The organism is Photobacterium sp. TLY01 (assembly GCF_021432065.1).
Classification (GTDB): Bacteria; Pseudomonadota; Gammaproteobacteria; order Enterobacterales; family Vibrionaceae; genus Photobacterium; species Photobacterium halotolerans_A.
On the sequence record NZ_CP090365.1, the window covers coordinates 285,645 to 309,301 of the forward strand.

23 protein-coding genes and 2 pseudogenes are annotated in these 23,657 nt (G+C 49.7%); 15 read left to right on the top strand and 10 right to left on the bottom strand.

Annotated elements, in window-relative coordinates; translation table 11 throughout:
- From LN341_RS16900 to LN341_RS16910, 3 genes are read left to right on the top strand one after another with little or no spacing between them, the layout of a single operon-like run.
- Window positions 1–801 (top strand): carbohydrate ABC transporter permease, encoded by an 801-nt coding sequence (locus LN341_RS16900; RefSeq protein WP_046221671.1) that lies wholly within the window; start codon window positions 1–3, stop codon window positions 799–801.
- Between the two features lie 24 nt (window positions 802–825).
- Entirely contained in the window at window positions 826–1,098 is a 273-nt protein-coding gene (locus LN341_RS16905; protein WP_046221672.1) for a DUF2160 domain-containing protein, read from the top strand.
- A gap of 22 nt (window positions 1,099–1,120) precedes the next feature.
- Window positions 1,121–2,848: an ABC transporter substrate-binding protein gene (locus LN341_RS16910; protein ID WP_234206186.1), complete on the top strand. Its 1,728-nt coding sequence runs from the start codon at window positions 1,121–1,123 to the stop codon at window positions 2,846–2,848.
- A 53-nt stretch (window positions 2,849–2,901) separates the two neighbouring features.
- Here LN341_RS16910 and LN341_RS16915 read toward each other — a convergent pair whose 3' ends face one another.
- On the bottom strand, window positions 2,902–3,120 hold the full coding sequence (locus LN341_RS16915; protein ID WP_027250724.1) for a VF530 family DNA-binding protein: 219 nt from the start codon (window positions 3,118–3,120) through the stop codon (window positions 2,902–2,904).
- Between the two features lie 155 nt (window positions 3,121–3,275).
- Between LN341_RS16915 and LN341_RS16920 the strand changes: the two genes are divergently transcribed.
- Window positions 3,276–3,512 (top strand): RNA recognition motif containing protein, encoded by a 237-nt coding sequence (locus LN341_RS16920; protein WP_046221674.1) that lies wholly within the window; start codon window positions 3,276–3,278, stop codon window positions 3,510–3,512.
- A gap of 53 nt (window positions 3,513–3,565) precedes the next feature.
- Here the strand turns inward: LN341_RS16920 and LN341_RS16925 are convergent, their stop codons facing one another.
- Window positions 3,566–4,105 carry a GNAT family N-acetyltransferase gene (locus tag LN341_RS16925; protein ID WP_234206189.1) on the bottom strand — a complete coding sequence of 180 codons (540 nt, stop codon included), beginning with the start codon at window positions 4,103–4,105 and terminating at the stop codon, window positions 3,566–3,568.
- A gap of 159 nt (window positions 4,106–4,264) precedes the next feature.
- On the opposite strand from LN341_RS16925, the gene LN341_RS16930 reads away from it, so the two are divergent.
- Window positions 4,265–4,738 carry a peroxiredoxin gene (locus LN341_RS16930; RefSeq protein ID WP_046221677.1) on the top strand — a complete coding sequence of 158 codons (474 nt, stop codon included), beginning with the start codon at window positions 4,265–4,267 and terminating at the stop codon, window positions 4,736–4,738.
- Between the two features lie 47 nt (window positions 4,739–4,785).
- Here the strand turns inward: LN341_RS16930 and LN341_RS16935 are convergent, their stop codons facing one another.
- Both LN341_RS16935 and LN341_RS16940 read right to left on the bottom strand, forming a co-directional pair.
- A complete protein-coding gene (locus tag LN341_RS16935) occupies window positions 4,786–5,211 on the bottom strand; it encodes a GNAT family N-acetyltransferase (RefSeq protein ID WP_046221678.1) in 426 nt (141 codons plus the stop codon).
- A gap of 141 nt (window positions 5,212–5,352) precedes the next feature.
- The gene (locus LN341_RS16940; RefSeq protein WP_234206191.1) at window positions 5,353–6,279 is read right to left on the bottom strand and encodes an alpha/beta hydrolase; all 927 of its coding nucleotides are present in this window, start codon (window positions 6,277–6,279) and stop codon (window positions 5,353–5,355) included.
- A 294-nt stretch (window positions 6,280–6,573) separates the two neighbouring features.
- Here LN341_RS16940 and LN341_RS16945 point away from each other — a divergent pair, with 294 nt between their 5' ends.
- On the top strand, window positions 6,574–7,479 hold the full coding sequence (locus LN341_RS16945) for a LysR substrate-binding domain-containing protein (protein ID WP_234206194.1): 906 nt from the start codon (window positions 6,574–6,576) through the stop codon (window positions 7,477–7,479).
- A gap of 115 nt (window positions 7,480–7,594) precedes the next feature.
- Here LN341_RS16945 and aspA read toward each other — a convergent pair whose 3' ends face one another.
- The 4 genes from aspA to LN341_RS16965 all read right to left on the bottom strand — a co-directional run bounded on the left by aspA (window position 7,595) and on the right by LN341_RS16965 (window position 14,279).
- Window positions 7,595–9,025: an aspartate ammonia-lyase gene (gene aspA, locus LN341_RS16950; RefSeq protein ID WP_234206196.1), complete on the bottom strand. Its 1,431-nt coding sequence runs from the start codon at window positions 9,023–9,025 to the stop codon at window positions 7,595–7,597.
- A 491-nt stretch (window positions 9,026–9,516) separates the two neighbouring features.
- The gene (locus LN341_RS16955) at window positions 9,517–10,809 is read right to left on the bottom strand and encodes a dicarboxylate/amino acid:cation symporter (RefSeq protein ID WP_046221682.1); all 1,293 of its coding nucleotides are present in this window, start codon (window positions 10,807–10,809) and stop codon (window positions 9,517–9,519) included.
- 348 nt (window positions 10,810–11,157) lie between these two features.
- Window positions 11,158–12,570 (bottom strand): sigma-54 dependent transcriptional regulator, encoded by a 1,413-nt coding sequence (locus LN341_RS16960; RefSeq protein WP_046221683.1) that lies wholly within the window; start codon window positions 12,568–12,570, stop codon window positions 11,158–11,160.
- Window positions 12,567–14,279: a transporter substrate-binding domain-containing protein gene (locus tag LN341_RS16965; RefSeq protein ID WP_234206198.1), complete on the bottom strand. Its 1,713-nt coding sequence runs from the start codon at window positions 14,277–14,279 to the stop codon at window positions 12,567–12,569. Before LN341_RS16965 ends, LN341_RS16960 begins: the two co-directional genes overlap by 4 nt.
- Before the next feature lie 1,010 nt (window positions 14,280–15,289).
- Between LN341_RS16965 and LN341_RS16970 the strand changes: the two genes are divergently transcribed.
- From LN341_RS16970 to LN341_RS16995, 4 genes are all read left to right on the top strand, one after another.
- The gene (locus LN341_RS16970; protein ID WP_234206200.1) at window positions 15,290–15,601 is read left to right on the top strand and encodes an SMI1/KNR4 family protein; all 312 of its coding nucleotides are present in this window, start codon (window positions 15,290–15,292) and stop codon (window positions 15,599–15,601) included.
- A 110-nt stretch (window positions 15,602–15,711) separates the two neighbouring features.
- A complete protein-coding gene (locus LN341_RS16975; protein ID WP_234206202.1) occupies window positions 15,712–16,683 on the top strand; it encodes a DUF2971 domain-containing protein in 972 nt (323 codons plus the stop codon).
- A 154-nt stretch (window positions 16,684–16,837) separates the two neighbouring features.
- Window positions 16,838–17,179, top strand: a complete 342-nt coding sequence (locus tag LN341_RS16985) for a hypothetical protein (protein WP_234206205.1) — start codon at window positions 16,838–16,840, stop codon at window positions 17,177–17,179.
- A gap of 152 nt (window positions 17,180–17,331) precedes the next feature.
- Entirely contained in the window at window positions 17,332–18,138 is an 807-nt protein-coding gene (locus LN341_RS16995; protein ID WP_234206207.1) for a GIY-YIG nuclease family protein, read from the top strand.
- A gap of 37 nt (window positions 18,139–18,175) precedes the next feature.
- Here the strand turns inward: LN341_RS16995 and LN341_RS17000 are convergent.
- Window positions 18,176–18,301, bottom strand: a pseudogene (locus LN341_RS17000) (IS110 family transposase); the annotation flags it as partial.
- Between the two features lie 182 nt (window positions 18,302–18,483).
- On the opposite strand from LN341_RS17000, the gene LN341_RS17005 reads away from it, so the two are divergent.
- The 4 genes and pseudogenes from LN341_RS17005 to LN341_RS17020 all read left to right on the top strand — a co-directional run bounded on the left by LN341_RS17005 (window position 18,484) and on the right by LN341_RS17020 (window position 21,397).
- Complete coding sequence (locus LN341_RS17005) at window positions 18,484–18,909, top strand: hypothetical protein (RefSeq protein WP_234206209.1); 426 nt, start codon at window positions 18,484–18,486, stop codon at window positions 18,907–18,909.
- Window positions 18,910–19,087: 178 nt separating this feature from the next.
- Window positions 19,088–19,369: a type II toxin-antitoxin system Phd/YefM family antitoxin gene (locus LN341_RS17010; RefSeq protein WP_234206211.1), complete on the top strand. Its 282-nt coding sequence runs from the start codon at window positions 19,088–19,090 to the stop codon at window positions 19,367–19,369.
- Window positions 19,366–19,503, top strand: a pseudogene (locus LN341_RS17015) (type II toxin-antitoxin system RelE/ParE family toxin); the annotation flags it as partial. The gene LN341_RS17010 and the pseudogene LN341_RS17015, both read left to right, overlap by 4 nt.
- A gap of 328 nt (window positions 19,504–19,831) precedes the next feature.
- On the top strand, window positions 19,832–21,397 hold the full coding sequence (locus LN341_RS17020) for a glycosyl hydrolase family 18 protein (protein WP_234206213.1): 1,566 nt from the start codon (window positions 19,832–19,834) through the stop codon (window positions 21,395–21,397).
- 83 nt (window positions 21,398–21,480) lie between these two features.
- On the opposite strand, the gene LN341_RS17025 is transcribed toward LN341_RS17020, so the two are convergent.
- Window positions 21,481–21,720 (bottom strand): hypothetical protein, encoded by a 240-nt coding sequence (locus tag LN341_RS17025; protein WP_234206215.1) that lies wholly within the window; start codon window positions 21,718–21,720, stop codon window positions 21,481–21,483.
- A 349-nt stretch (window positions 21,721–22,069) separates the two neighbouring features.
- Here LN341_RS17025 and LN341_RS17030 point away from each other — a divergent pair, with 349 nt between their 5' ends.
- The gene (locus LN341_RS17030) at window positions 22,070–23,083 is read left to right on the top strand and encodes an IS110 family transposase (protein ID WP_234206217.1); all 1,014 of its coding nucleotides are present in this window, start codon (window positions 22,070–22,072) and stop codon (window positions 23,081–23,083) included.
- The last annotated feature ends 574 nt before the right edge of the window (window positions 23,084–23,657 follow it).

Below are 23,657 nucleotides of genomic sequence, written 5' to 3' on the forward strand. Positions count from 1 at the left end.
ATGCATAAGCGGAAAACGTTCATTTTGCTGCTGTACATACTCTTCTTGCTGCTGCCAATTTACTGGCTGCTGATGATGTCATTCAAAACCAATGAAGAGATCCTTGGCGGACTGACCTTCTGGCCGACGGAATTTACCCTGGCCAATTACAAAGTGATATTTACCGATCCCTCCTGGTACAGCGGCTATATCAATTCGCTCACTTACGTCTCAATGAATACCGTGATCTCTTTGCTGGTCGCCCTGCCGGCTGCCTATGCCTTTTCGCGCTACCGCTTCATTGGCGACAAGCACATGTTCTTCTGGCTGCTCACCAACCGGATGGCGCCGCCTGCGGTCTTCCTGCTGCCCTTTTTCCAGCTTTATTCGTCGGTCGGACTGTTCGACACCCACATTGCCGTTGCACTGGCGCACTGTCTGTTCAACGTGCCGCTGGCGGTGTGGATTCTGGAGGGCTTCATGTCGGGCGTGCCGAAAGAAATTGATGAAACGGCTTACATTGACGGCTACAGCTTTCCGCGCTTTTTCATCCGTATTTTTCTGCCGATGATCCGCTCGGGGATTGGCGTCACCGCCTTCTTCTGTTTCATGTTCAGCTGGGTCGAACTGCTGCTTGCCCGCACGCTGACCTCTGTCAATGCCAAACCGATCGTTGCCACCATGACCCGGACTGTCAGTGCCTCCGGCATTGACTGGGGCGTGCTGGCCGCTGCTGGCGTGCTGACCATCATTCCGGGATTGCTGGTGATCTGGTTTGTTCGCAACCATGTCGCCAAAGGCTTTGCCCTGGGGCGTGTTTAGCATGAGACCGCAAAGGAGATTCCCATGAACTGGATGGCCTGGACCCTACCCAGCGCACTCTTCTTTATCACTATCGCCGGCATCTTGCTGACGATGACCGTCTTCGAAATCCTCAAACCTTGTGTTGAACGCAAAGGCTTTTTGCCGATCAGCACAACCCGGGGAGATCGACTGTTTATCGGCCTGCTCAGCAGTGCCTATATCCACCTGCTCTTCCTTGGCATTACTGACCTGTCGATCTGGATACCGTTTGCGTTATCTGTGTTTTGGCTGGCCATTTTGCTGCGTTGGGGATAATACAAAACTAAGGAGTTCACGCATGAACCGCACACGCTTTGTACCTAAACCGACTACATTGGGGTTGATCATCGCACTCTTGCTGTCGCCGGCAGCCTTCGCTGATCAGTACAGCGATGCCGCGAAGAAATGGATTGATGATGAATTTGCTCAATCCTCTCTCAGCAAAGACGATCAGATGAAAGAACTGGCCTGGTTTACCGAGGCCGCCAAACCCTTCCGCGGCATGGAGATCAAGGTGGTGTCGGAAACCATCACCACCCACGAGTACGAATCAAAAGTGCTTGCCAAAGCCTTTGAGGAAATCACCGGCATCAAGGTCACCCATGATTTGATTCAGGAAGGGGATGTGGTGGAAAAACTGCAAACCGAAATGCAGTCCAACCGCAGTATTTATGACGCCTACATCAATGACTCCGATCTGATTGGGACCCACTTTCGCTACGGTAAGGTCATTCCTATCAGCGATTACATCACAGGGGAAGGGAAAGACGTCACCCTGCCCACACTGGATCTGGACGATTTCATCGGCCTGAGTTTTACCACAGGGCCGGACGGCAAAGTCTATCAGCTTCCCGATCAGCAATTTGCCAACCTGTACTGGTTCCGCGCCGACTGGTTTGAACGCGAAGATCTGCAGAAACAGTTCAAAGAGATCTACGGTTACGATTTAGGCGTGCCGGTTAACTGGTCTGCCTATGAAGACATTGCTGAATTCTTTACCGTGCATGTGAAAGAAATCGACGGCAAACGCGTCTATGGTCACATGGATTACGGTAAAAAAGATCCCTCGCTTGGCTGGCGTTTCACCGATGCCTGGTTCTCCATGGCGGGCGCAGGGGATAAAGGGTTGCCGAACGGTAAACCCGTCGACGAATGGGGCATCCGGGTCGAAGGCTGCCGCCCGGTTGGCTCCAGCGTTGAGCGGGGCGGTGCCACCAATGGCCCGGCGGCTGTCTATGCCACCACCAAGTATGTCGAATGGCTGAACAAGTATGCGCCCGCTGAAGCCCAGGGCATGACCTTCTCTGAAGCCGGTCCCGTTCCCGCACAAGGCAATATCGCGCAGCAAATTTTCTGGTACACCGCTTTCACGGCCGATATGACCAAACCCGGGCTGGAAGTGGTGAATCCGGACGGCACACCGAAATGGCGTATGGCGCCCTCGCCTAAAGGCCCCTACTGGGAAGAAGGCATGAAGTTAGGCTATCAGGATGCCGGTTCATGGACGCTGATGAAAGCCACCGACCCCGAGCGCCGTAAGGCCGCCTGGCTGTATGCGCAGTTCACCGTCGCCAAAACCGTCTCGCTGAAGAAAACCCTGGTCGGCCTGACCCCGATTCGTGAGTCAGATATCAACACAGACATCATGACAGAAGCGGCGCCGAAGCTGGGCGGCCTGGTCGAGTTCTACCGCAGCCCGGCGCGTGTTCAGTGGACGCCTACCGGCACCAATGTGCCTGACTATCCGAAGCTGGCTCAGCTCTGGTGGCAGTACATAGCCGAAGCGGCGAATGGCGAGAAAACCCCGCAGCAGGCACTGGACGGGCTGGCAACGGCACAAGATCGCGTGCTGGAACGTCTGGAACGCGCCAATGTGCAGGGTGAATGTGGGCCTAAACTCAACAAGCCCAGAGATGCCGCCTACTGGCTGGCCCAGCCCGGGGCACCGAAAGCCAAACTGGCTAACGAGAAGCCCCAAGGTGTGACCATTCAATACGCTGAACTGCTCAAATCCTGGCAGCAGTGATGAGCCGGTAACACAAACCCTCAGGGAGGCATCATGCCTCCCTGACCTTAAAATCAGCTAAATGTTGAAATATATAACTTTTCCACTTTCGCTCTCGCCCAGTCCGTTTTGCGTAAAAACTTCAGTGACGATTTAATGGAAGGATCATTTTTAAAACAATTAATATCGATTTCGCACGCCAGAATCGTCCACCCATAATGATCAACCAGTTGGGTTAAGATTTTTTCCAGGGTCAGGCCGTGCAGAGGGTTATTCGGTTGTTCGCGGGTCATAAGCTTTTCTTCGGTGGCAGTGTGAGAACGGGGATGAGTATACAGAATATTTCGCCATCCGGCATGGCGACAATGCCTCAGCGCCAAAGTATTCCTTTCACTCTGGTCAGTAAGCTGAGAGAATGCCGCGGTCATTTCAAATAAAACGACCCATCATGAAACTTCTAGTTCGTAACCTGTCTCGCTCAACCACTGAACAAGACATCCGTAAATTGTTTTCTGAACACGGCAAAGTCACCGAGTGTACACTGGTGCTCGATCAGGAAACCGGCCATTCCAAAGGCTTCGCTTTCGTCGAAATGCCGGATCAGGATCAAGCCAAAGCAGCGATCGCCAGCCTGAACCTGACCTCGCTTGCCAAAAGCAACATCCGGGTGAAAAAAGCGCAATAAACCGCTTATCCGATAGCCAGAAAACCAGCCTTTTCTGGCTATTTCCTCTCTGTTTACCGGCGATGAAACTCAGCGTTTAACATCGCATACAAATATTCATCTCCCCAGGCACCTTTGAAGAAAATATTTTGTCTGAAGTGGCCTTCACGACGAAACGCCAGTTTCTCCAGCAACCGCGATGACGCCCGATTATCAGCATCCGTGACCGCAATCACTCTGTGCCTGTTCAGGGTATCAAACAGATAATCCAACAAGCAGTTCACGGCATGAAACGCAATATTTTTTCTCTGATATTGGGGATCGACAGTAAAACCAATCTCCACTTGCGCATCATCGATAAAATGCACCGCTAAATCGCCAAGCAACACATCTGTTTTTTCATCTGCGATTGCCAATTGATACCAGTTGCCTGTTGTTCCGAATGTCGTGTAATCCATCCGCTCAAACAGGGTGACGGCATCCCGGTAGGTGTACTCCGTCCAGCTTTGATAACGGGCAACGTCGGGCTGCGCGCGATAACGTGTAAACGCCGCCAGATCCTTTCTCTCAAAAGGTCGGATCATCAGCGAATCAGTTTTCAGTACAGGTGCCATTTGAATTCCTTGCTGCTAAACCATCACTGCCTGTCATCTTTGCATATATTTCTGATCAGGCAGAAAAATTATCACCTGATACCCCTATTATTTCTCAGTGTTTATTAGCACTAATTGAGACTAGACTGAGTTGAACTCCAAAAACGAAAGGAAATTACCATGATTCAACAAGGCCAGACTCTGCCAGCTGCGACTCTGAGTGAACTCACCAAAGACGGTATGGTCAACCATGAGGTTACAGAACTGTTTGCAGGCAAGAAAGTGGTGTTGTTTGCGGTTCCCGGCGCCTTCACGCCAACTTGCTCGGAATCTCACCTGCCGGGTTATGTGGTGCTGGCAGATCAACTGAAAGCCAAAGGCGTGGATATCATTGCTTGTGTGTCAGTCAACGATGCCTTCGTGATGCAAGCCTGGGGCGAAGCACAAAATGCTTCAGAAATTATGATGCTGGCAGACGGTGACGGCAGCTTCACCAAAGCGCTGGGTCTGGAGATGGACACCGCAAAGTTCGGCGGCCTGCGCTCGCAACGCTATGCCATGATCATCGACAACGGTGTGGTGACACAGCTGAACGTTGAAGCGCCGAAAGAATTTGAAGTCAGCAAGGCAGAAACCATTCTGGCCAGCCTGTAATTTCAGATCATACACAACGGAAGCGAACGCTTCCGTTGTTCTCGGATTCACTTGATCTCTGTCATCGAAAAGTGGTGGCTGGCAATGTGAAACCCTTCACGCAGATAGAACTTATGCGCCGCAAAGCGCTGCACGCCAGAATCCAGATGCAGTTGCTTACACCCCTGCGCCTTTGCGTACGCTTTCAGCCAGTCAATCAAACATTCGCCGACACCCTTAGAGCGGTGTTGCTCAGCTGTCACCAGATCATCCACATAAATGGCTTTGCCCCAGGCCAGCTTTTCTGACACCACAAACCCGGCGACACCCATCACCTGATCGCCTGACTTCACATAAACCACCTGATAGCCCTGCGCCATCTGCTTGGTGATCTGCGCCTGTAAAGCACCTCTGTCGTACTGGGGGCGCAACTGACGCAACACATCCAGCACCAAAGGGACGTCCTGATTATCTTCAAAAAAATGTACTTTCATCGGGTTCCTATGACTTGCTGTTCAGACCTTAATGTCGATGTCTGTTTATAACGTTTTCAGCCACAACTGCACAATGGTTTGATGGATAGAAATGCAACCATCCAGTTTGTTTTGCGAACAACAGTTCAGAAGCGGTGCGCTTTAATTCTTTGCCTGCGCCCCGCTACCAATCCAGACTTTGATATCATCCAGAACACGTTCAACCTGACTCTGACCCTGCGCATCATTGAAAGCATGATCAAGGCCGGCATAGGTACGGGGCTGAATATGAGGGGCGGTTTTCTTCAGCGCCCTGACCATAGATTCGAAAGCGTGCGGATCCACATTGGTATCCTCTTCCGACTGAATCAAAAGAACAGGAACATCAATCGTTTGCAGTATCTGCTGCTGATCAGCCGTCAGCATCGCTTTCCACCATTTGAAACCGTGCCCACTGACAGCCGTGTCCATCTCGTTACTTTGCAGCACAGCTTCAGCAAACTGCCTGAACCCTTGTTCTGCTTCACTGAATGCCTGCGGTGACATCTGAGATTGCATGTTGTAGAGCACATCATCGATGAAAAAACGCCCACCGCCATTTAACGCCACCACACCTGTCACTTTATCACTCTTCGCAGCCAGCAGATTAGCCACCAAAGCCCCTTCACTGCCCTCCAGCAAGACAATCTGGCTATAACGATTATCCTGATCCAGTTTATCCAGCACCGTCAGGTAATCAGCCACACGCTGTGACGGAGAATCCTGTTTCAGATAGGCATCGGGACAGTCCGCTCGCTGCGGATCGGTATTCCAGCTCAGCCCGTTATCAATCCCGTATTTTTCGACCGTCAGGGTGTCTGCATCGTCCATAACCCGGCTGAAGTTGTCATTGATATTTTGATTATGAAATACACTGTTGCAGTCTGAGCCCTGAATCAGCACCAGCAAGCGGTCGCTGCCACGCCCGCTCAGGTAATAGGTAATGTCTGAACCATCACTCCGTCTGAGCTCTTCCGTTACCCTTGATAAAACCGGCGAAGGCACCACTGAACAGACGGCGGTCACCACAAACAATAAGGGCTTTAACATCCGTTTATCTCCTGTAATCCAATCCTCTTCTTTGATAGCGCTGTTGGCATCTTGTTCCCGACAAAATGAAACCAAGTGCACATAATTTTGCATTATTCCGTCAAATCAAGTCATGCCATGATCCCTAAGAGAGGCAACTGAAAAACATCGCTGTCCCGTTTATACCTGTACCGCAACACGATGATGTCAGATAAAGATGGCAGGCATAATCATGGATTTGGTAATCTTATCCGGCAAGTGCTCTTTCTGAGCCGTTCATACAAATGATTATTCGATAAAACAGCCACTTAAATAATGAAAAATATCGAAACGAAATGGTTACAGGATTTTCTGACCCTGGCCGAGCTGCGTAACTTTTCCCATGCTGCCGCTGTGCGTAATGTCACGCAGCCAGCTTTCAGCCGCCGGATCAAATCCCTTGAGGCCGAGCTGGGGCTGAATTTAATCGACCGCAGTAAAACCCCCATCGAGCTGACCCTGAAAGGCAAGCAGTTTAAAACGACTGCATTGTCGATTCTTCAACAGCTGGATGACGAAGTGAACCGTCTGGCTGGCAGCTCATTTCTGGGGCGTCATACCGTACGGATCAGCTCTTCGCATTCCATGGCGATCAGTGTGCTGCCGAAACTGCATGCCTGTTTGTTTAACCCGACCTTGAACACCCAGCTTTCTGTGGTGGCCAATGAAGTGGATGATGCGGTCAAACAGTTGATCGACGGGAAATGTGATTTTCTGTTTTCTTTTTATGAGGACAGCCTGCAGGTGGCACCTTACCGCTCTGTCTATCTGGGGCGTTCTTATCTGTACTGTGTGTCGGCGGTGGATGAGCACGGTAAACCGCTCTTTGATCCCGCAGACAATGACACCGTGCCCTCGCTGGACTATACCCCGGAAAGTTACATGGGCCGGGCGCTGCAACGGGCCAACCGGCGATTAACGCAAAATACTGTCTGTACCTCATCAATGACAGACTTTATCAAAGCCCTGGTGATGCAAGGCAAAGGGATCAGCTGGTTACCGGATTATGCCATCAAAGATGAACTGGCCGCCGGACGTTTGCAGATCCTCACCGCACGGGAACCCGTGCCGCTGGATCTGTACATTTACCGTTATCACTCCCGACTCCATCCCACTTGCGAAGCCATCTGGAGCGCACTGAGCAAAATCAGCCCGATTGATGGCCTGATGAGCAGAGACTGACAATCCCTGCCCCCAGAAATAAAAAAACCTCCCTTGCAAACAAGGGAGGAAAAGGATGTAGGGTTTCAAGACCTTTTATTGATTGTTCTTCAGATTCTTTGGGTTATTACATGGCTTAGCTGTACAGCTTGGCTTTATAGGTCGGGCGCATCAGGTTCTGAGCCGAGAAAATATCGTTCAGCTCTTCTTCACTCAGCAGGCCACGCTCCATCGCCACTTCTTTCACGCTACGACCGGTTTCAGCACAAATCTTGCCGACGATATCGCCTTCATGATGACCGATATACGGGTTCAGGTAAGTCACGATACCGATTGAGTTGAAGACGTAATCTTCACAGATCTGGCGGTTCACCTTGATACCCGAGATACATTTGTCTGCCAGGTTGATACAGGCATTGCTCAGCAGTTCAATCGACTCGAAAATCGCCTGACCAATCACAGGTTCCATCACGTTCAGCTGCAGCTGTCCGGCTTCTGCCGCAAAGGTCACTGTGGTGTCGTTACCAATCACTTTAAAGCACACCTGATTCACCACTTCCGGGATCACCGGGTTGACTTTGGCTGGCATGATGGAAGAGCCCGCCTGCATTTCCGGCAGGTTAATTTCATTGAGACCCGCACGCGGACCGGATGACAGCAAACGCAAATCGTTACAGACTTTCGACATCTTCACCGCCAGACGCTTCAGTGCGCCGTGTACGGTCACATAGGCGCCACAGTCAGAGGTCGCTTCAATCAGATCTTCTGCCGGTACACAATCCAGACCTGTTGCTTCTGCCAGATATTTGACCGCCAGTTCCTGATAACCGGCCGGGGCATTCAGGCCGGTACCAATCGCGGTGGCACCCAGATTCACTTCCAGCAGCAAGGCCGCGGAATATTTCAGGTTTTTGATTTCTTCTTTCAGCAAGACACTGAAAGCGTGGAATTCTTGTCCGACTGTCATAGGCACGGCGTCCTGCAACTGGGTACGGCCCATCTTCAGCACATCACTGAATTCTTCGCTTTTGGCATCGAACGCCGCCTGCAGGTGCTCAATCGATCCCACCAGCTTGATAATGCTGTTGTAGACAGCAACACGGAAACCAGTCGGGTAAGCACAGTTGGTCGACTGGCTCTTGTTCACATGATCGTTAGGGTTAATGATGTGATACTCGCCTTTGGCATGGCCTTTCAGCTCCAGCGCAATGTTGGCGATCACTTCATTGGTGTTCATGTTAACCGACGTACCGGCACCGCCCTGATACACGTCTGAAATGAACTGATCCATGCATTTACCTGTCTCCAGAATCAGATCGCAGGCTTGAATGATGTACTTGCCCACTTCCGACGGAATGCTGCCCAGCTCCATATTGGCACGTGCAGCCGCTTTCTTGGTAAAGACCATGCCGCGAACAAACTCTGGCACGTCGGAAATACGCATTGAAGAAATATTGAAGTTCTCATAAGCGCGAAGAGAATGAATGCCGTAATAAGCAGAAGCGGGAATTTCACGCTGGCCTAACAGATCTTCTTCAATACGTACTTGCTGGACAGTATCAAGCATAGCGGTCACCTTAAACTCATGGGTAGGAAAGAGATACCACTTCGCCGCTTATACGAGCCATCTTCAGCTTCTTATGGCGGCTAAGTGATTCATACAATCGTCGTTTTGAGTCACAAAGGGAAATGCATAAAAGTAAGCCACAATGCAATTAATGCATAGCTGAATAGATTGCAAAAAAAGGCTATTTATTCTTATAAGCGCCGAATGCGTAATTACCGGCGCTTTATGCAGCGCTTATGCATGAAACCAATAAACACCTGTATCAGCAGCATGTTAGCCTGCACTCTGGCGAAATCGCGCAATCGGCAGGAATATGATCCGGGTCTGAATATTGGGTTTTACCCCTCCCAGTGAAAATGTGCTGCCAACCTGATGAAATTCACAAACTCCTGCGCGGTATTCTTTAGTTTTTGTCTGCAAAACCGATTTGCGTGTATAAAAAAAGACCAACCTCGCGGCTGGCCTTTTTCTCTTTGCAGACGTATTAAAGATTAAGCGATATCTTCACTCGCCGTCAGGGTCGTTTTCTCTGTGCTGCGGTGATACACCTCAGTGTCCAGCTCGTCTTCACTGCGGCCCACCAGCACAGCAACCATCAGGTCGCCACAAACATTCACCGTGGTACGCGCCATATCCAGAATACGGTCAATGCCGGCAACAATCGCCAGACCTTCCATCGGCAGACCAACTGTGGTCAGGACCAGCGACAGCATGATCAGGCCAGCACCCGGTACGCCAGCGGTACCAATCGAAGCCAGCGTAGCTGTCATCACGATAGCCACATAGTCGGCAAATTCCAGGTTAATGCCAAAGGCCTGCGCCACGAACAGTGCCGCCACACCCTGATACAGTGCCGTACCGTCCATGTTAATGGTCGCGCCCAGCGGCAGAACAAAACTGGACACGCCTTTCGACACACCCAGCTCTTCACGGGCACATTTAATACTGGCAGGCAAAGTGCCTGAGCTGCTGGTGGTGGTAAAGGCCACAGCAGCCGGCGTCGCAATTCCTTTGATATAAGGCATCGGATTCAGACGACCAAAGACTTTGATCACTGCCGGATAGAACAGCAGCACATGCAGCAGGCTGCCGATGTACGCCACGGCAATCACTTTGAACAGCGGCAGCAGGATCTCCAGACCATATTTACCGGCCACCCAGGCCATCAGACCGAAGATCCCGTAAGGCGCCAGCTTCATCACCAGTTCAGTCAGTTTGTACATGGCTTCAGCCAGACTTTCGAACACCTGAACTGCCGGTTTGCCTTTCTCACCACACAGGTTCAGTGCCACACCCAGACCCAGGGCAAAAACGATGATTTGCAGAATGTTCCCGGTTGCCAGTGCACTGATAGGGTTGTTCGGAATGAGACTGAGCAGTGTCTGAACCAGAGTCGGCGCTTCTTTCGCTTCGCTCGCCGCCGCGGTTGCCGTCATCTCCAGGCCGGCACCCGGTGCCAGAATCGTGGACAGACCCAAACCGATACTGATGGCCACGGCTGTGGTCGAGAGGTAAATCACAATGGCTTTGGCACCAATGCGTCCCATCTTGCGGGTATCTTGCATCGAGGTGACACCGACCACCAGAGAGCAGAACACCAGAGGCACGATCAGCATTTTAATGGCATTGATAAACAAGGTGCCGATAGGTTTGAGAATTTCGGCATCAGGGCCGAGCAGGCTGCCCGCAATGACCCCAAGGATCATACCGACCAGAATTTTCTTCCATAAGGCGAGTCCGCCCCACAGTCCTTTCGGAGTTGGCTTCTCGTGAGCTTGTTCCATGTTATTTCCTTATCCAATTGACAGAAGTCGGGTGCATCCCCGTTTCTGCTTCGCTGTCATTGTTTACACGTCAGGATGGGCTGCGCCCATACATACAGGAGCAAGGTTATTGCAAGCATGATGCCAAACAATGAACACAAACTAAGTCATTGTTATTCATAAAAAAGAACAGAAGAAGAGAGATCGAGCAACGCAAGAAGGGGTATAACCAAAGGAATAGGCACGAGCAGTAAACCCACGCCTTTCCTTTGCAAAACATCATCTTATTGACTATTTACAAAGTTATAACCTTTCTTTTGGTTATAGGGGTTCCGTCAGCCCGTCCCAGTGTGGCCTGATGCAAAGTGTTTATTCCGGCTGAGATTTTTTCAGTCGCTTGCTGAGTGCGGGCTGCGAGATGCCGAGAAACTTGGCCGCCAGCGACTGATTGCCCTCCGCCCGGCGCATGGCTTCCTGGATCAGTAAGTCGCCCATTTCCTGCAGGGTCGGCAGGGACTGCTCCGGGTCGAACATCGTCAGGGGACTTCCTGCGCTCATCTCACTGACGTCATTGTCCTGATCCAGCACCCGGCGAAACACCGCCATGGATAACATCCGCGAGCGGTGCTGACTCATGGCATCATACGCCAGTGCCCTCAGCTCACGGATATTGCCGGGAAAGGCATAGTTCGCCAGCAGCACCGGCAGCTCTTTCGGGATGGTCGGCTTGGTTTTACCCAGCTCATCGGCCGCTTCCTGTAAAAAGTGCTCCAGCAGCAAAGGAATATCCTGACGGCGCTGACGCAGAGGCGGAATGTCCACCTGATGGGTTTTCAACCGGTAATACAGGTCTTTGCGGAACTCACCGCTTTGCTGCTTTTGCACCAGATTCTGATGCGTGGCCACCACAATCCGCGCGTTCAGACGTTTCGGCCTGTCACTACCGAGGGGATAGTATTCCCCTTCCTGAATCAGGCGCAGCAGCTTGACCTGTGAGGCCTGGCTCAAATCACCGATTTCATCGAGAAACAGGGTACCGCCGGCCGCTTGCTCGATCAGACCCGCGCGGGGTTTGTCGGCGCCGGTAAACGCGCCGCGGTGGTGGCCAAACAAAGTGTCGGCAAACACATTGTCGTCCAGCCCGGCAACATTCACGCTGATCAGCGGTCCGGCACGCTCACTCAGGGTATGCAGCGCGCGGGCGATCAGCTCTTTACCGACCCCGCTCTCACCGCACACCATCACAGGCTGGCTGCTTGGCGCCACCGATTCGAGATACTGGAACACAGAGCGCATGCCTTTATCCCGGGTAATGATGTCGCCAAAAGCCTCCGGCCGCTCCAGGGTGTCGGTCAGGAACCGGCGCCGCAGTGCATTGTGTTCCTCGCGCATTTCCTGCAGCAAAATGGCCCGTTTCACACCTTCGATCAGCCGGTTTTCCTCTGTGGTTTTCACGAAGTAATCGTACGCGCCAAGGCGGATACAGTTGACGGCGGTTTCCACCTGATTCAGCCCGCTGATAATAATGACGCCGACTTCAGGAAATTCAGTCTTGATCTGCTGCAACAAGGCTTCGCCGGACAGGTGCGGCATGGTGAGATCCAGCAGCACCAGGCCGATATTCTCCTGCTCTATCAGAGTCATGGCATCGCGGCTGTCCTGACACTGGATGATATGGTTGATGCCGCCCCGCCGCTCCAGCACGATACTCAGGCTACGCAGAAAGGCCGGTTCATCATCCACCAGCAAGACACCAAATGCAGGGTAGCGATTTGTCTTCATGAAGCAATTGTCCCTTTCAAGGCCGGCAGCGAAAGTGTCACGCAGGTGCCTTGTTGTCGTCTGGATTCATAGTTCAAGGTGCCGCCATGTTCACTCACAATGCTGAATGAGATCGACAGCCCTAAGCCCGTCCCGCCCTGCTCACGCTTGGTGGTAAAAAAAGGATCACTCAGGTGCGGCAGGTGCTCTGGGTCGATACCCTGCCCCTGATCGCAGATTTCCAGGATTAGCAAATTGTCAGCCGGGCTGAAACCCGTCGTCACCCTGATGCTTTGCGTTTGCGAGGTCAGCGCCTGGCAGGCATTGATGATCAGGTTGATAATCACTTGCTCAATGCGCTGGCCGTTGCCTTCAAAACACGGCAGCGGATCGCCGTATTCAACCGAAAAGTGATGAGTCGATGCCGATAGGGTGCTGTCGACCAAACGAATGGCCGCAGCCGTGACCTGATTGAGATCCACCACCTCATTCAGCGCGCTGGGTTCCTGACGGGCAAAATCCCTCAGGTCATCGACAATGCGGCGGATCCGCTGCGTCCCTGACTGCATATCATCCAGCATGGAGGGAATTTCCTCCCGCATCCGGCTGTAGGCCAGCCCGCCTAAGGTGAAATCACCATACTGCTGGTAATGGGCGTCCAGAATGTCTTCCGCGTCCTGATACGCCTCTTTGAGAATGGGTAAATTCAGCAGCAACAGACTACTGGGATTATTAATTTCATGGGCCATGCCAGACACTAAAATACCCAGCGAAGTCATTTTATCGGCCTGAATCAGTTGCTGTTGCTGGAGCTGCTGCGTTTTGGTCCGCCGGGCCACTTCCCGGCTCAGTGCCCGGTTCCAGATCATGATTCCCCCCAGCACCAGCAACAGAAGGGCAGACACGGTGGCCGCCGCCATACCCAGTTTCTTCCAGCTGATCCCCGGCGTTTCCAGCGGACCCAGCCATTTATCGTAAATCGCCTGCTGGCGGCCGGTATTTTTCAAAATCGCCAGCCCTTCGCTGAACTGGGCCAGTAAATCTTCATGGCCTTTTTGCACCGCATAACCGTAATGCTGGGCACCGAAAGGTTTTCCGGCCGGAATGATATTCGACAACTCCAGCGCCTTGCCGGTATACAAACCCGGCAAGTTCGCCACCAGCGCGTAGTCGTGCTGACCGGAGGCCAGCAAGCGCAATCCGTCGGCGTGAGAGTCCACCAGCACCAGGTTTGCCCCCGGCTGCTGGTTGCTCAGATAATCGTGCATCGCCCCGCTGCGCTGAACAATCACAGATTTGCCCGCCAGATCCGCAAGACTGGCGACGAAGGGGCTCCCCTTTCGGGCAAACACCGACTGGTGCACGATGGCGTGAGGCGGCGAAAAACTGTATCTCGCCTGCCGGGCACTGGACTGGATCATGCCCTGGACAATATCAATCTCGCCCTGATCAAACTGACGGCGGATCTCATCCCATGCCCCCATTCTGATCTCGATATGGATGCCCATCAGTTCAGCAATCGCCAGGGTCAGCTCGGTGTTGTAGCCATCCGGCTCACCGTCTTCATTGATGAATTCATAAGGCGGGTAATTGTGATCCGCGCCGACAACAATGACCTGGCTGTCTGGTGCAGCCATCACACTAAAGGTGCAGAAGAAAGACAGTCCGACACCGAACCATCGCATCCAGGCACTCCATACGTCACGACAGCCTGTCAGCTTTTGGATCATGCACTCTTCCTTCATCAGCCCGGCCTGACCGGCAAAGCAGTCAGTCAGCCGGATTTGGCGACACCGGGCAGAATGTGATATTCCGCTCAACAAACGAAGGGGCTATTTTATAGATTTGCCAACAATAGCCAAGGAAAGAAAGTGGGGCTGTGGGGGAATGCCTTTTTGTGCTTTGGTGTTGTGCCTGGGGTTTTGGTACAGCTGAGGTATGTCGCGCTTGAGTTCGGTGGCTTACTTGGCATTCATGAATGCGCGCCAGACACTCTTTATGGGGATAAAGAGTGCCCAGAAAGCCCTTTTTGTTCTTTGGTGTTGCCCGGGCCGGTTGTAGGCGCTCCCGGCGCCGACAACCTAAAAATTCGTCCTGAATTTTTCCCTGTGGGAGTGCCATCAATGTACATTTTCAGCCCGTCAATTCCGCGACAGGCGGGAATCCATGTGGCGAGTTCTCTTTTTTTGGCTGGGTGAGTATGTCGCGCTTGAGTCTGGAGTCTTTCTTGGCATTCATTGATGCGCGCCAGACACTCTTTATGGGGATAAAGAGTGTCCAGAAAGCCCTTTTTGTTCTTTGGTGTTGCCCGGGCCGGTTGTAGGCGCTCCCGGCGCCGACAACCTAAAAATTCGTCCTGAATTTTTCCCTGTGGGAGTGCCATCAATGTGAATTTTCACCGCGTCATTCTCGCGACAGGCGGGAATCCATGCAGCAAGTACGATTCTATGGCTTCTTTGTACAAGGTAAGTGACCGATGTCGCTTTTCTCACAAGCGTATGTGTCGCTGATTTTTTGGGGTAAGTCATGAAATACAAAAAAAATCAATAATATCAATTGGGTAGCATCAGGCGATTGAGTAAGATATACGACGTGATGTCGTGTATCTTACTGATATGTATATATGTTTAAGCGCAGTTAGTTTAGTACAATCAGATGTTTAAGTATTTTTTTGATTGAAAGAGTCATATGACAGAGTTACACGACATGGTGTCGTTGAATAAAATGTTAAATGGCAATCATGAATATCGAAGTTATCAAACAAGTTGTGAAGTCTTGGTTAGAAGAAGGCTACCTCGAAGGTGAGTTAGCAGTAGAGCCAGAATGGTATGTCTTGTGGCGGCCAGAAGAACTGGAAGAATTCAATCGCGACTATCAGATCGACGAATATGCTCCTGGCTTTTTAGCATTCGGCGGCAATGGTGGAGGTGAGCTTTTGGTTGTTAATAAATCCAAGGAGGTGTTTTACATGCCGTGCATTGGCATGGCACCAGATACGGCAATTAAAATTGCAAATAATCTGCAAGAATTTAAAGGCTACATGCAGCAATGAACAAGCCATTTAACAAGGCCAATCAGCATCGCGCACTACGTGCGCTGGACCTCGCTACGCTCGGCCGCTGTTGGCGGCGTTAGCCCTTTATACAAAAAATTGAGGTTTAGATGGAATATCCAAATGTTCAGTATCTTTCAAAGTATCGTATTTTGCGTAACCCAGATGGGACACTAAATGAAAATACATTGAATATATTGCGAAATAAAGCTGTGTGGTATGCCGCACCTCATACCTTTAATGACCCTTTTGATTGCAAGATTAGGCCGCTAAAAGTTCCAAATGACGGTGAGTTTATTGGTGACTTTGATGATATGGATCAGCTTGAGTATTACCTAGCATCAAGAGCAAAAGAAGCCTCTGAGCAAGGTAACGTTAGTGAGTTCAACGAGTTTCTGTATAAGTTAACTCAACGACGAAATGACAAACTTGAAGAGCAATCCAAAAATTACGCTGTAATGTGCTTTAGTGAGATTCACGATCATGGTTTGATGTGGTCGCATTATGCCGATGAGCACAAAGGTATAGTCATTACGTTTGAAAGAACTGAAGACAATATGCTTGGTCGTTCTAGTTGCCGACCAGTTCGTTATAGTCGCCATTATCCTCGTATTACTCACGAGGAATACTGGAAAAGTCGCCAGTTTGCAACAGGTGAACATCCACAGGATCATGATGTTCTCTCTATGTGCTTATTTACTAAATATGAAGATTGGTTTTATGAAAAAGAGTGGCGGGATGTAATTCATAATTCAGATGGTACAGGGCAACTTATTGAGCTAGATGCAAAAATAAAAGGTGTCTTTTTTGGGTGTAGAACTCCCGAGGAAGACAAGAAAATTGTAAAAGACATTTTGGGCGATTCTGTAGAATATCTGCAAATGTTTCAGGCTGAGTCAGGCTTCCAGTTAATTCCAATGCAAGAGCAGCAGTGGGTTGCAGAAACTGAACGTCTAGAAAAATTAGGGCAGTACGACAATTTTGATGGCTTAGAAGTAATGACAAGATACCACGGGAAACCGAATTATTTTATTCCGCAAGAAATTGCTGAACAGCTGCTAAAGACTATGAAATTCAAATAGTTGAGCACAGGGCTAACAAACAATTTAAGAGTGATTCCCCACGCTTGGCATTTTTGGTTTGGGTTTACTTTAGTGTTTACGGCGTCCAAATTGAGTGTTGTGGTAGCGTGGCTCACACCTTAATTGGGCGTTAGCAATCAGGGAGAAATTGAAGTTGAGTGGTTATCAATTGAATTTAGAAAGTCAGCTGAACATGCTCAATGAGACTTGGGCTTCACTAATAAGTAATGGAGTCACCAACGAAACAGAGTTAGTTCTAGAATTTAGCTATTTATGTCCAAATAAAGCATCAGCCATTCAACTAAACAATGCTCTCGAAAACTATGAGTCACTGATCAGAAGTGAGGGGTTAATTAACCGCTCATGGTTTGTTGAAGGATATTCTCACCCGACAACGGTAACCAAAGACATACTTGCTCAATGGTTAGACTTTATGGTTACAAAAGGTTGGGAGTTTCAATGTACCTTTGATGGTTTTGGGGCCTCGTTTAGTTAAATTGCTAACAAACTGTTTAAGAGTGATTCGCAACGCGTGGCACTTTCACTATGCGTTGCATTTAGTGTTTAAGGTTGTATGCGGCGGCTTAGGTATTGCGTTGCTCACACCTTAACAGGGCGTTATACGGTTTTTAAAATTCAGAGGTATTTATGGATTTAGGCTTAATTTTCTCAGAGTTAAATAACAACTCTGAGTATCGTTTTCATCTAGCAAAACAAGAGCCCGGTGGAACTCGCCCTATTGATGTGCTAGCTCGAAGCCATGAAGAGTGGGCTGGTTGGCAAGTATATAGAGGAACGAAAAAGGAACGTTTTGTTAAAGACAAAATAGTTAGCTTTGCCCAAATATCTGGCACAAAATTTTTGTTTGGTGGCGTTTTCGATATTACTAGCCGTGATTCAAAGCACTATGAAGTAAAATTAAACAGTCAGTTTTCTGAACTTATTGGTCGCTTGACAATTGATTACCAAGGCGACAATACGAGAGGTACGGTCTTCACGCCTGATTATATTTTCTCACACTCAAAAGTCTCCTCGCTTTCACAGTATTCATATCAGGGTGAGCGCTTTACATCCTATGATAACGTTAACCATAGCTTTGAAGTAATGAGCATAGTTATAAAAAATGAACTCAATGACTGGAAAGTAGCGTTAAGTAGTGTTTTTGGTGTTTATTTGCTAACTGATACTAAAACAGGAAAGCACTATGTTGGGTCGGCTTACGGAGCTAATGGTATCTGGGGACGTTGGTCTGACTATATTTATGGCTGCCACGGAAATAATAAAGAGCTAAAAGAGCTTTATGCCATAAATACTCGCGATTACTTTGAAAAGCACTTTAAGTTTACAATTCTTGAAGTTCTCTCTTCATCTCTGACTCCTGAACAAGTCATTCAGCGTGAGAGCTTATGGAAATCAAAACTTCAGACTGTAAAGTTTGGGTATAATGCGTCATAAACCGTATAACAAACGACTATGGCGTCAATCGTTAAAATCATGCTGATTTTTCATTCCATAAGACGCCATCGCGTAACATAGAATTGAGGATGATAACCATCTTCCTGACACAGGCAATTATGGCTACTTTTTTCGGTTTTCCTTCAGCCAGTAGTTGTTGATGGTGGCCCGGTAGTTACAGGATCAGACTGGCCAAGTGTGGCAGCTCCTGATGAGGAGGAGTCTATGTCATTCATTAGCACACACAGCCAGTAAGTGATGGTCGCATCCTGTTACGGTATTTTTGTTCATTGCTTCTAAGCCTTCGTTTAGTATCGACATCCCTTTTTCACTCAGAGGCTTAAGATGAAAAAATCAGTAATCACATTAACTTTAATGCTCGCTCTAGTGGGTTGTGATGATGCGAGTAAAGCGATTGATGAGGCTCAAGCAGCAGCGAACAAAGCGGTCGATAGTCTGCAGCAGAAGGCAGATTCGCTCGATTTGAATCATCTCAATCTTGAAGTGTTTGGTGATGCGAGCCAAAAGGCTCAAGATTTTGCTCAGTCGATAGACACATTGATCAACACAGATTTCACTGACCATCAAGCGGTTGTAGCAGCAACTGATAAAATATCTCACAGTTACAGTTGCTTGGTTGATGTTTCTTCTGAGGCGACAGCAGAAAATTTACTCGATAAAATCGTATCTTCAGTGAAGAATGATCAAGTATTGGCAATCATCGAAAAAGGTGTCGCACAAGCGAAAACTGCGACAGAGTGCATGATGTAGCCACGTGTGCTCACAAACATCTCATGAGGGGCTGCCATGTGCACTGGCTTTGAGGCCAAATCCTGAGAACAGGCGCGATTGCGGTTCCTCATTCGTGATAACGCAGCATCAACTTCTTGCTCATCACCGCTGGCTGAACTATTGTTTGTACGTTATTTTGTACCAAATAGAGTTCAACATGAGTCGTATTCATTTCGATCAAGATATTCAACCGTTGTCTGAATTTCGCGCAAGTGTCGCTTCCTACATCAAACAAATCAATGAGACTCGTCGTCCATTAGTAATTACACAACGTGGTAAAGGTGTCGCTGTGGTTCTTGACGTTACAGAGTACGAGGCAATGCAAGAGAAAATCGAATTACTGGAAGAAATGCGCACAGCAGAAGCTCAGTTAGCTTCCGATCTGGGTGTTTCTCATGAAGATGCACGCGTCCAAGTGCTAGCACGCATTAAGAAATGAAAGTAGTTTGGTCTCCTTTAGCGCTTCAGAAGCTTGGTGACGTAGCAGAGTTCATCTCTTTAGATAATCCATCTGCTGCAGAAAAGTGGGTCAATGATGTTTTCGACAAAACGAAGTTACTCGAAAGCATGCCTGTTTAATTACGAGCAACAAACCAACGTAACCCACTCCCCCAGAGGAAAATTCAGGACGAATTTTCAGGTTGTCTGCGCCAGGAGCGCCTGCAACCGCCCCGGACACAACAACTCGTCACCACTAATTTAAAGCCCCCTTCAGCAATCAAAATCTCCAGAAAGAACAAGAGACATTGATAAAGATCCTAAATTCCCGCAAAGAACAAGTTGCTCAGTCAAAACTGTTTTAAACATCCCCACAGAACTGTGTGATAACGCAGCCGCAGCACTTGCCCGCAAATTGAAACCAGTATCATATGGTCGATATCCAACAATGAAGGAATCAACAATGAAGATTCAATCTGCTTTCAGATGGTGTCATGTCGCGCTTGCGCTGATGGCTGCAAGCACTGCTGCCTATACTCATGCCACTGAGCCCGATCTGTTCACCGGCACCCACGGTGAATTTCAGCAAAACAGCGGCCATGTGGTGGCCACTTATGTGGCGAACTGGTCGAATCCGACCAGTATCAGCCAGATCAACGGGAATAACCTCACGCATATCCTCTACGCATTTCTAGATATCTGCGGTCCGGGCCAACGGGCAGGCCACGAAGCCACCTGCGCCGGCAAACCAGATTTTACGCTGGCGGAAAATAACAGCACGGTTGATAAAGCCTTCTCGGCCCAATTCAGTGAACTGAAAACCCGCTTCCCGCACCTGAAAATTCTGCCCTCGATCGGCGGCTGGGGTGGCGATGGTCCGTTCGCTCCAATGTCTATGAACAGCAACAACCGGCAGGTTTTCATTCAAGCCATCGTGGATTACCTGAAATCAAATCCAGCCTTTGATGGTGTCGACATTGACTGGGAGTGGCCGCAAAACCGTGCAGAAGGTGAAGCCTATGCGGACCTGATGATCGATCTGCGGGCCGCCATGGACAGACTCAGCGCCGAAACCAGTCGTGAGTATCTGGTGACATCAGCCATTGCGACAGCAGAGTCCTATACCGCTAAAGTCAATTATCAGCGGGCAGAGCCTGCCATGGATCTGATATTCCTGATGACCTATGACTTTTTCGGAGCCTGGTCATCTGACAATGTCGGCCATCACACCGCGATCAGTGCCCACAATGGCAACTTAGCCAAAGGGTATGGCTATGGTGCTGAAGATGCGGTTCAGAATCTGCTTGGTTTAGGTATGCCCGCCGAGAAACTCGTCCTGGGCGTTGCCAAGTATGCCAAGGGCTGGGACGGCGTCACCCTGAATCCACAAGGCTCGCCCTTTGGTGGTGTCGCAATCGCCGGTTTTCCAAAACCAGTGAATCCTTGGGATGTCGAAGGTATCGCGACCTATACCCGTGTCTCAGAAGAGATCCTCGGGCCGGACGGACAAGGTGTGAACGGCTTCGAGATTCGCTTCGATCAGGACTGCCAGTGTCACTATGCATGGCGCAGCTCGGATGCGGCGTTTGTCGGCTTTGATCACCCGGCAGATGTCATCGCGAAAGGCCAGCTCGCTACCCGTCAAAAACTCGGCGGCCTGTTCTCATGGGAATACGGTCAGGACAACGGCGATCTGCTCAATGCCATGAATATCGGTGTCGGTAATCTGGACATGAATACTCTGCCGGATGTGACAGACTGGCAACCAGATGCCGTCTATCTCGCCGGTGATCGCGTCAAATTCAATCACTTTGTCTATCAGGCCAAATGGTGGTCCAAAAACGACGAACCCGGTCAGCCCTACGGACCATGGGAAAAGATTGACTTCACCCATGCGGCCAGTTGGTCTGCAGAAGCCACCTATCAAACCGGTGATCGTGTCACTCACAATGGTGTCATCTACCGAGCCATGTGGTGGACGCTCAATCACGAGCCGGGTACACCGGACACCCCGTGGGCGGTGTTGTAATCGTATCTATCCAGGCGGGAACACATGTCCCGCCTTGCACCATGGCTGAATACGTGGGGTTGTTCAATAAACCATCTGGTGATTTAGCCTGCCGCAAAAATGACGGAGATGAAACCATTGATGTATGCCTGAAAACACTTCTGCTCAACAGCAATCATTGAATCCAAGCAACCCACTCCCCCAGAGGAAAATTCAGGACGAATTTTCAGGTTGTCGGCGCCGGGAGCGCCTACAACCGCACCGGGCAACACCAACGAACAAAAAGGGTTTCTGGGTACTCTTTGACCCACAAAGAGTACCTGGCGCGCATCAAACAAGGTCAAATGAACCACCAGACTTAAGCGCGACATACCATCAATACAACAACTGGTCACCGTACTCGCTGTATGGATTGCCGCCTGCGCGGCAATGACAGAAGTAACTGAATGAATGCAGGCCTAATCATGCTCTATTCAACAACGATTCAGAGAACATAGTTACCCACTCCCCCAGGGGAAAATTCAGGACGAATTTTCAGGTTGTCGGCGCCGGGAGCGCCTACAACCGCCCCGGACCACACCAAAGAACAAAAAGGTTTTCTGGGTACTCTAATGATATGGTCCGCCCCAACCTCACCCCTAGCGACGTCAGTGGCTAAGCTTGAGGAAACCGAAACCACTGAGGTGTGCCATCATGGACAATTTACATATTCTTGGTATCGATCTAGGCAGACATACTTTTCACTGTATCGGGCATGAGGTGTTTCGTAAGAAATTCAATCGGGCTCAACTGCTTTTATGGCTCTCTAATTTACCGCAGACAACTGTGGCATTTGAGTCTTGCGGCGGCGCGCATTGGTTAGCCCGAAAATGTGAAAGTTACGGGCACGAAGCAAAGCTCATCCCACCTCAATATGTAAAGCCCTATGTGAAATCGAATAAAAACGATTTCATTGATGCAGCGGAGATTGCTGAAGCTGCATCCCGCCCATCAATGCGCTTTGCTGCCGTGAAATCAGAGAGTGCTCAAGTTATCAGTATCATCAACCGGGCAAGAGATGCCTATATCAAAGAACGTACGGCGACCATGCTCAGAATTGGTGGGATTCTTGTTGAATTCGGACTCAGTCTTCCCAACGGTCATTCAACGATGAAAAAGTTATTCCAATGGATTGCAGAGCAAAACCAATCACTACCTCAAGCTTTACTCTTGGAATTAAAAGAACTTCACGAGCACTACCTGTACCTCACTGAGCACGTTCAGCTGCAAGAACAGAAATTAATCAAAATGACATCTGAAAATGAAATCGGTGAATTGCTTATGTCGATCCCTGGTGTTGCTCATATCACAGCGAGTTCATGCTTGGCTGAGATTGCCTCTCCGGGAAATTTCAAGTGTGGCCGTGATATGGCAGCATGGATAGGATTGGTTCCGAGACAGTACTCTACAGGTGGGAAAACCACATTATTGGGGATAAGCAAGCGAGGTAATAAAAGGCTCAGAACATTATTTATTCATTGCGCCCGTGCTGTCTTATCAAAGCCAGAAACAACGGGAAAATGCTTCGAACCCTGGCTTAGTAATCTGAGGGCAAGCAAGCCTTTTAATGTTGTTGTTGTCGCACTGGCTAACAAGCTAGTGCGGATCGCCTGGGCTGTGATGCACTCACATCGAGCGTTCAACGCCAACAAACTTGCTTGCCAATAAACTCATTCACCCATTTTGCAATGACAATGATGACGATAACGGTACATCGGCCAGATAGATAACCTGACGGTCCAAATAGCACTGAGATGCTTGCACTCTTTTAAGGATTATCTGGCGCAGATATCATCGTGGAGCTGGAATGCGAGAGCTTCCAAGAGAGACTCCGAATACATTAGCGTAAACCACTCCCGTTAAAATTGTAGTTGCAAAAACGGGGCGGACCATACATTTGACCCACAAAGAGTACCTGGCGCGCATCACACATGGCCAAGCAAACCACTGAACTCAAGCGCGACATACCATCAATACAACAACTGATCACCGTACTCGCTGTATGGATTGCCGCCTGCGCGGCAATGACAGAAGTAACTGAATGAATGCAGGCCTAATCATGCTCTATCCAACAACGATTCAGAGAACATAGTTACCCACTCCCCCAGGGGAAAATTCAGGACGAATTTTCAGGTTGTCGGCGCCTGGAGCGCCTACAACCGCCCCGAACCACACCAACGAACAAAAAGGTTTTCTGGGTACTCTTTGACCCACAAAGAGTACCTGGCGCGCATCACACAAG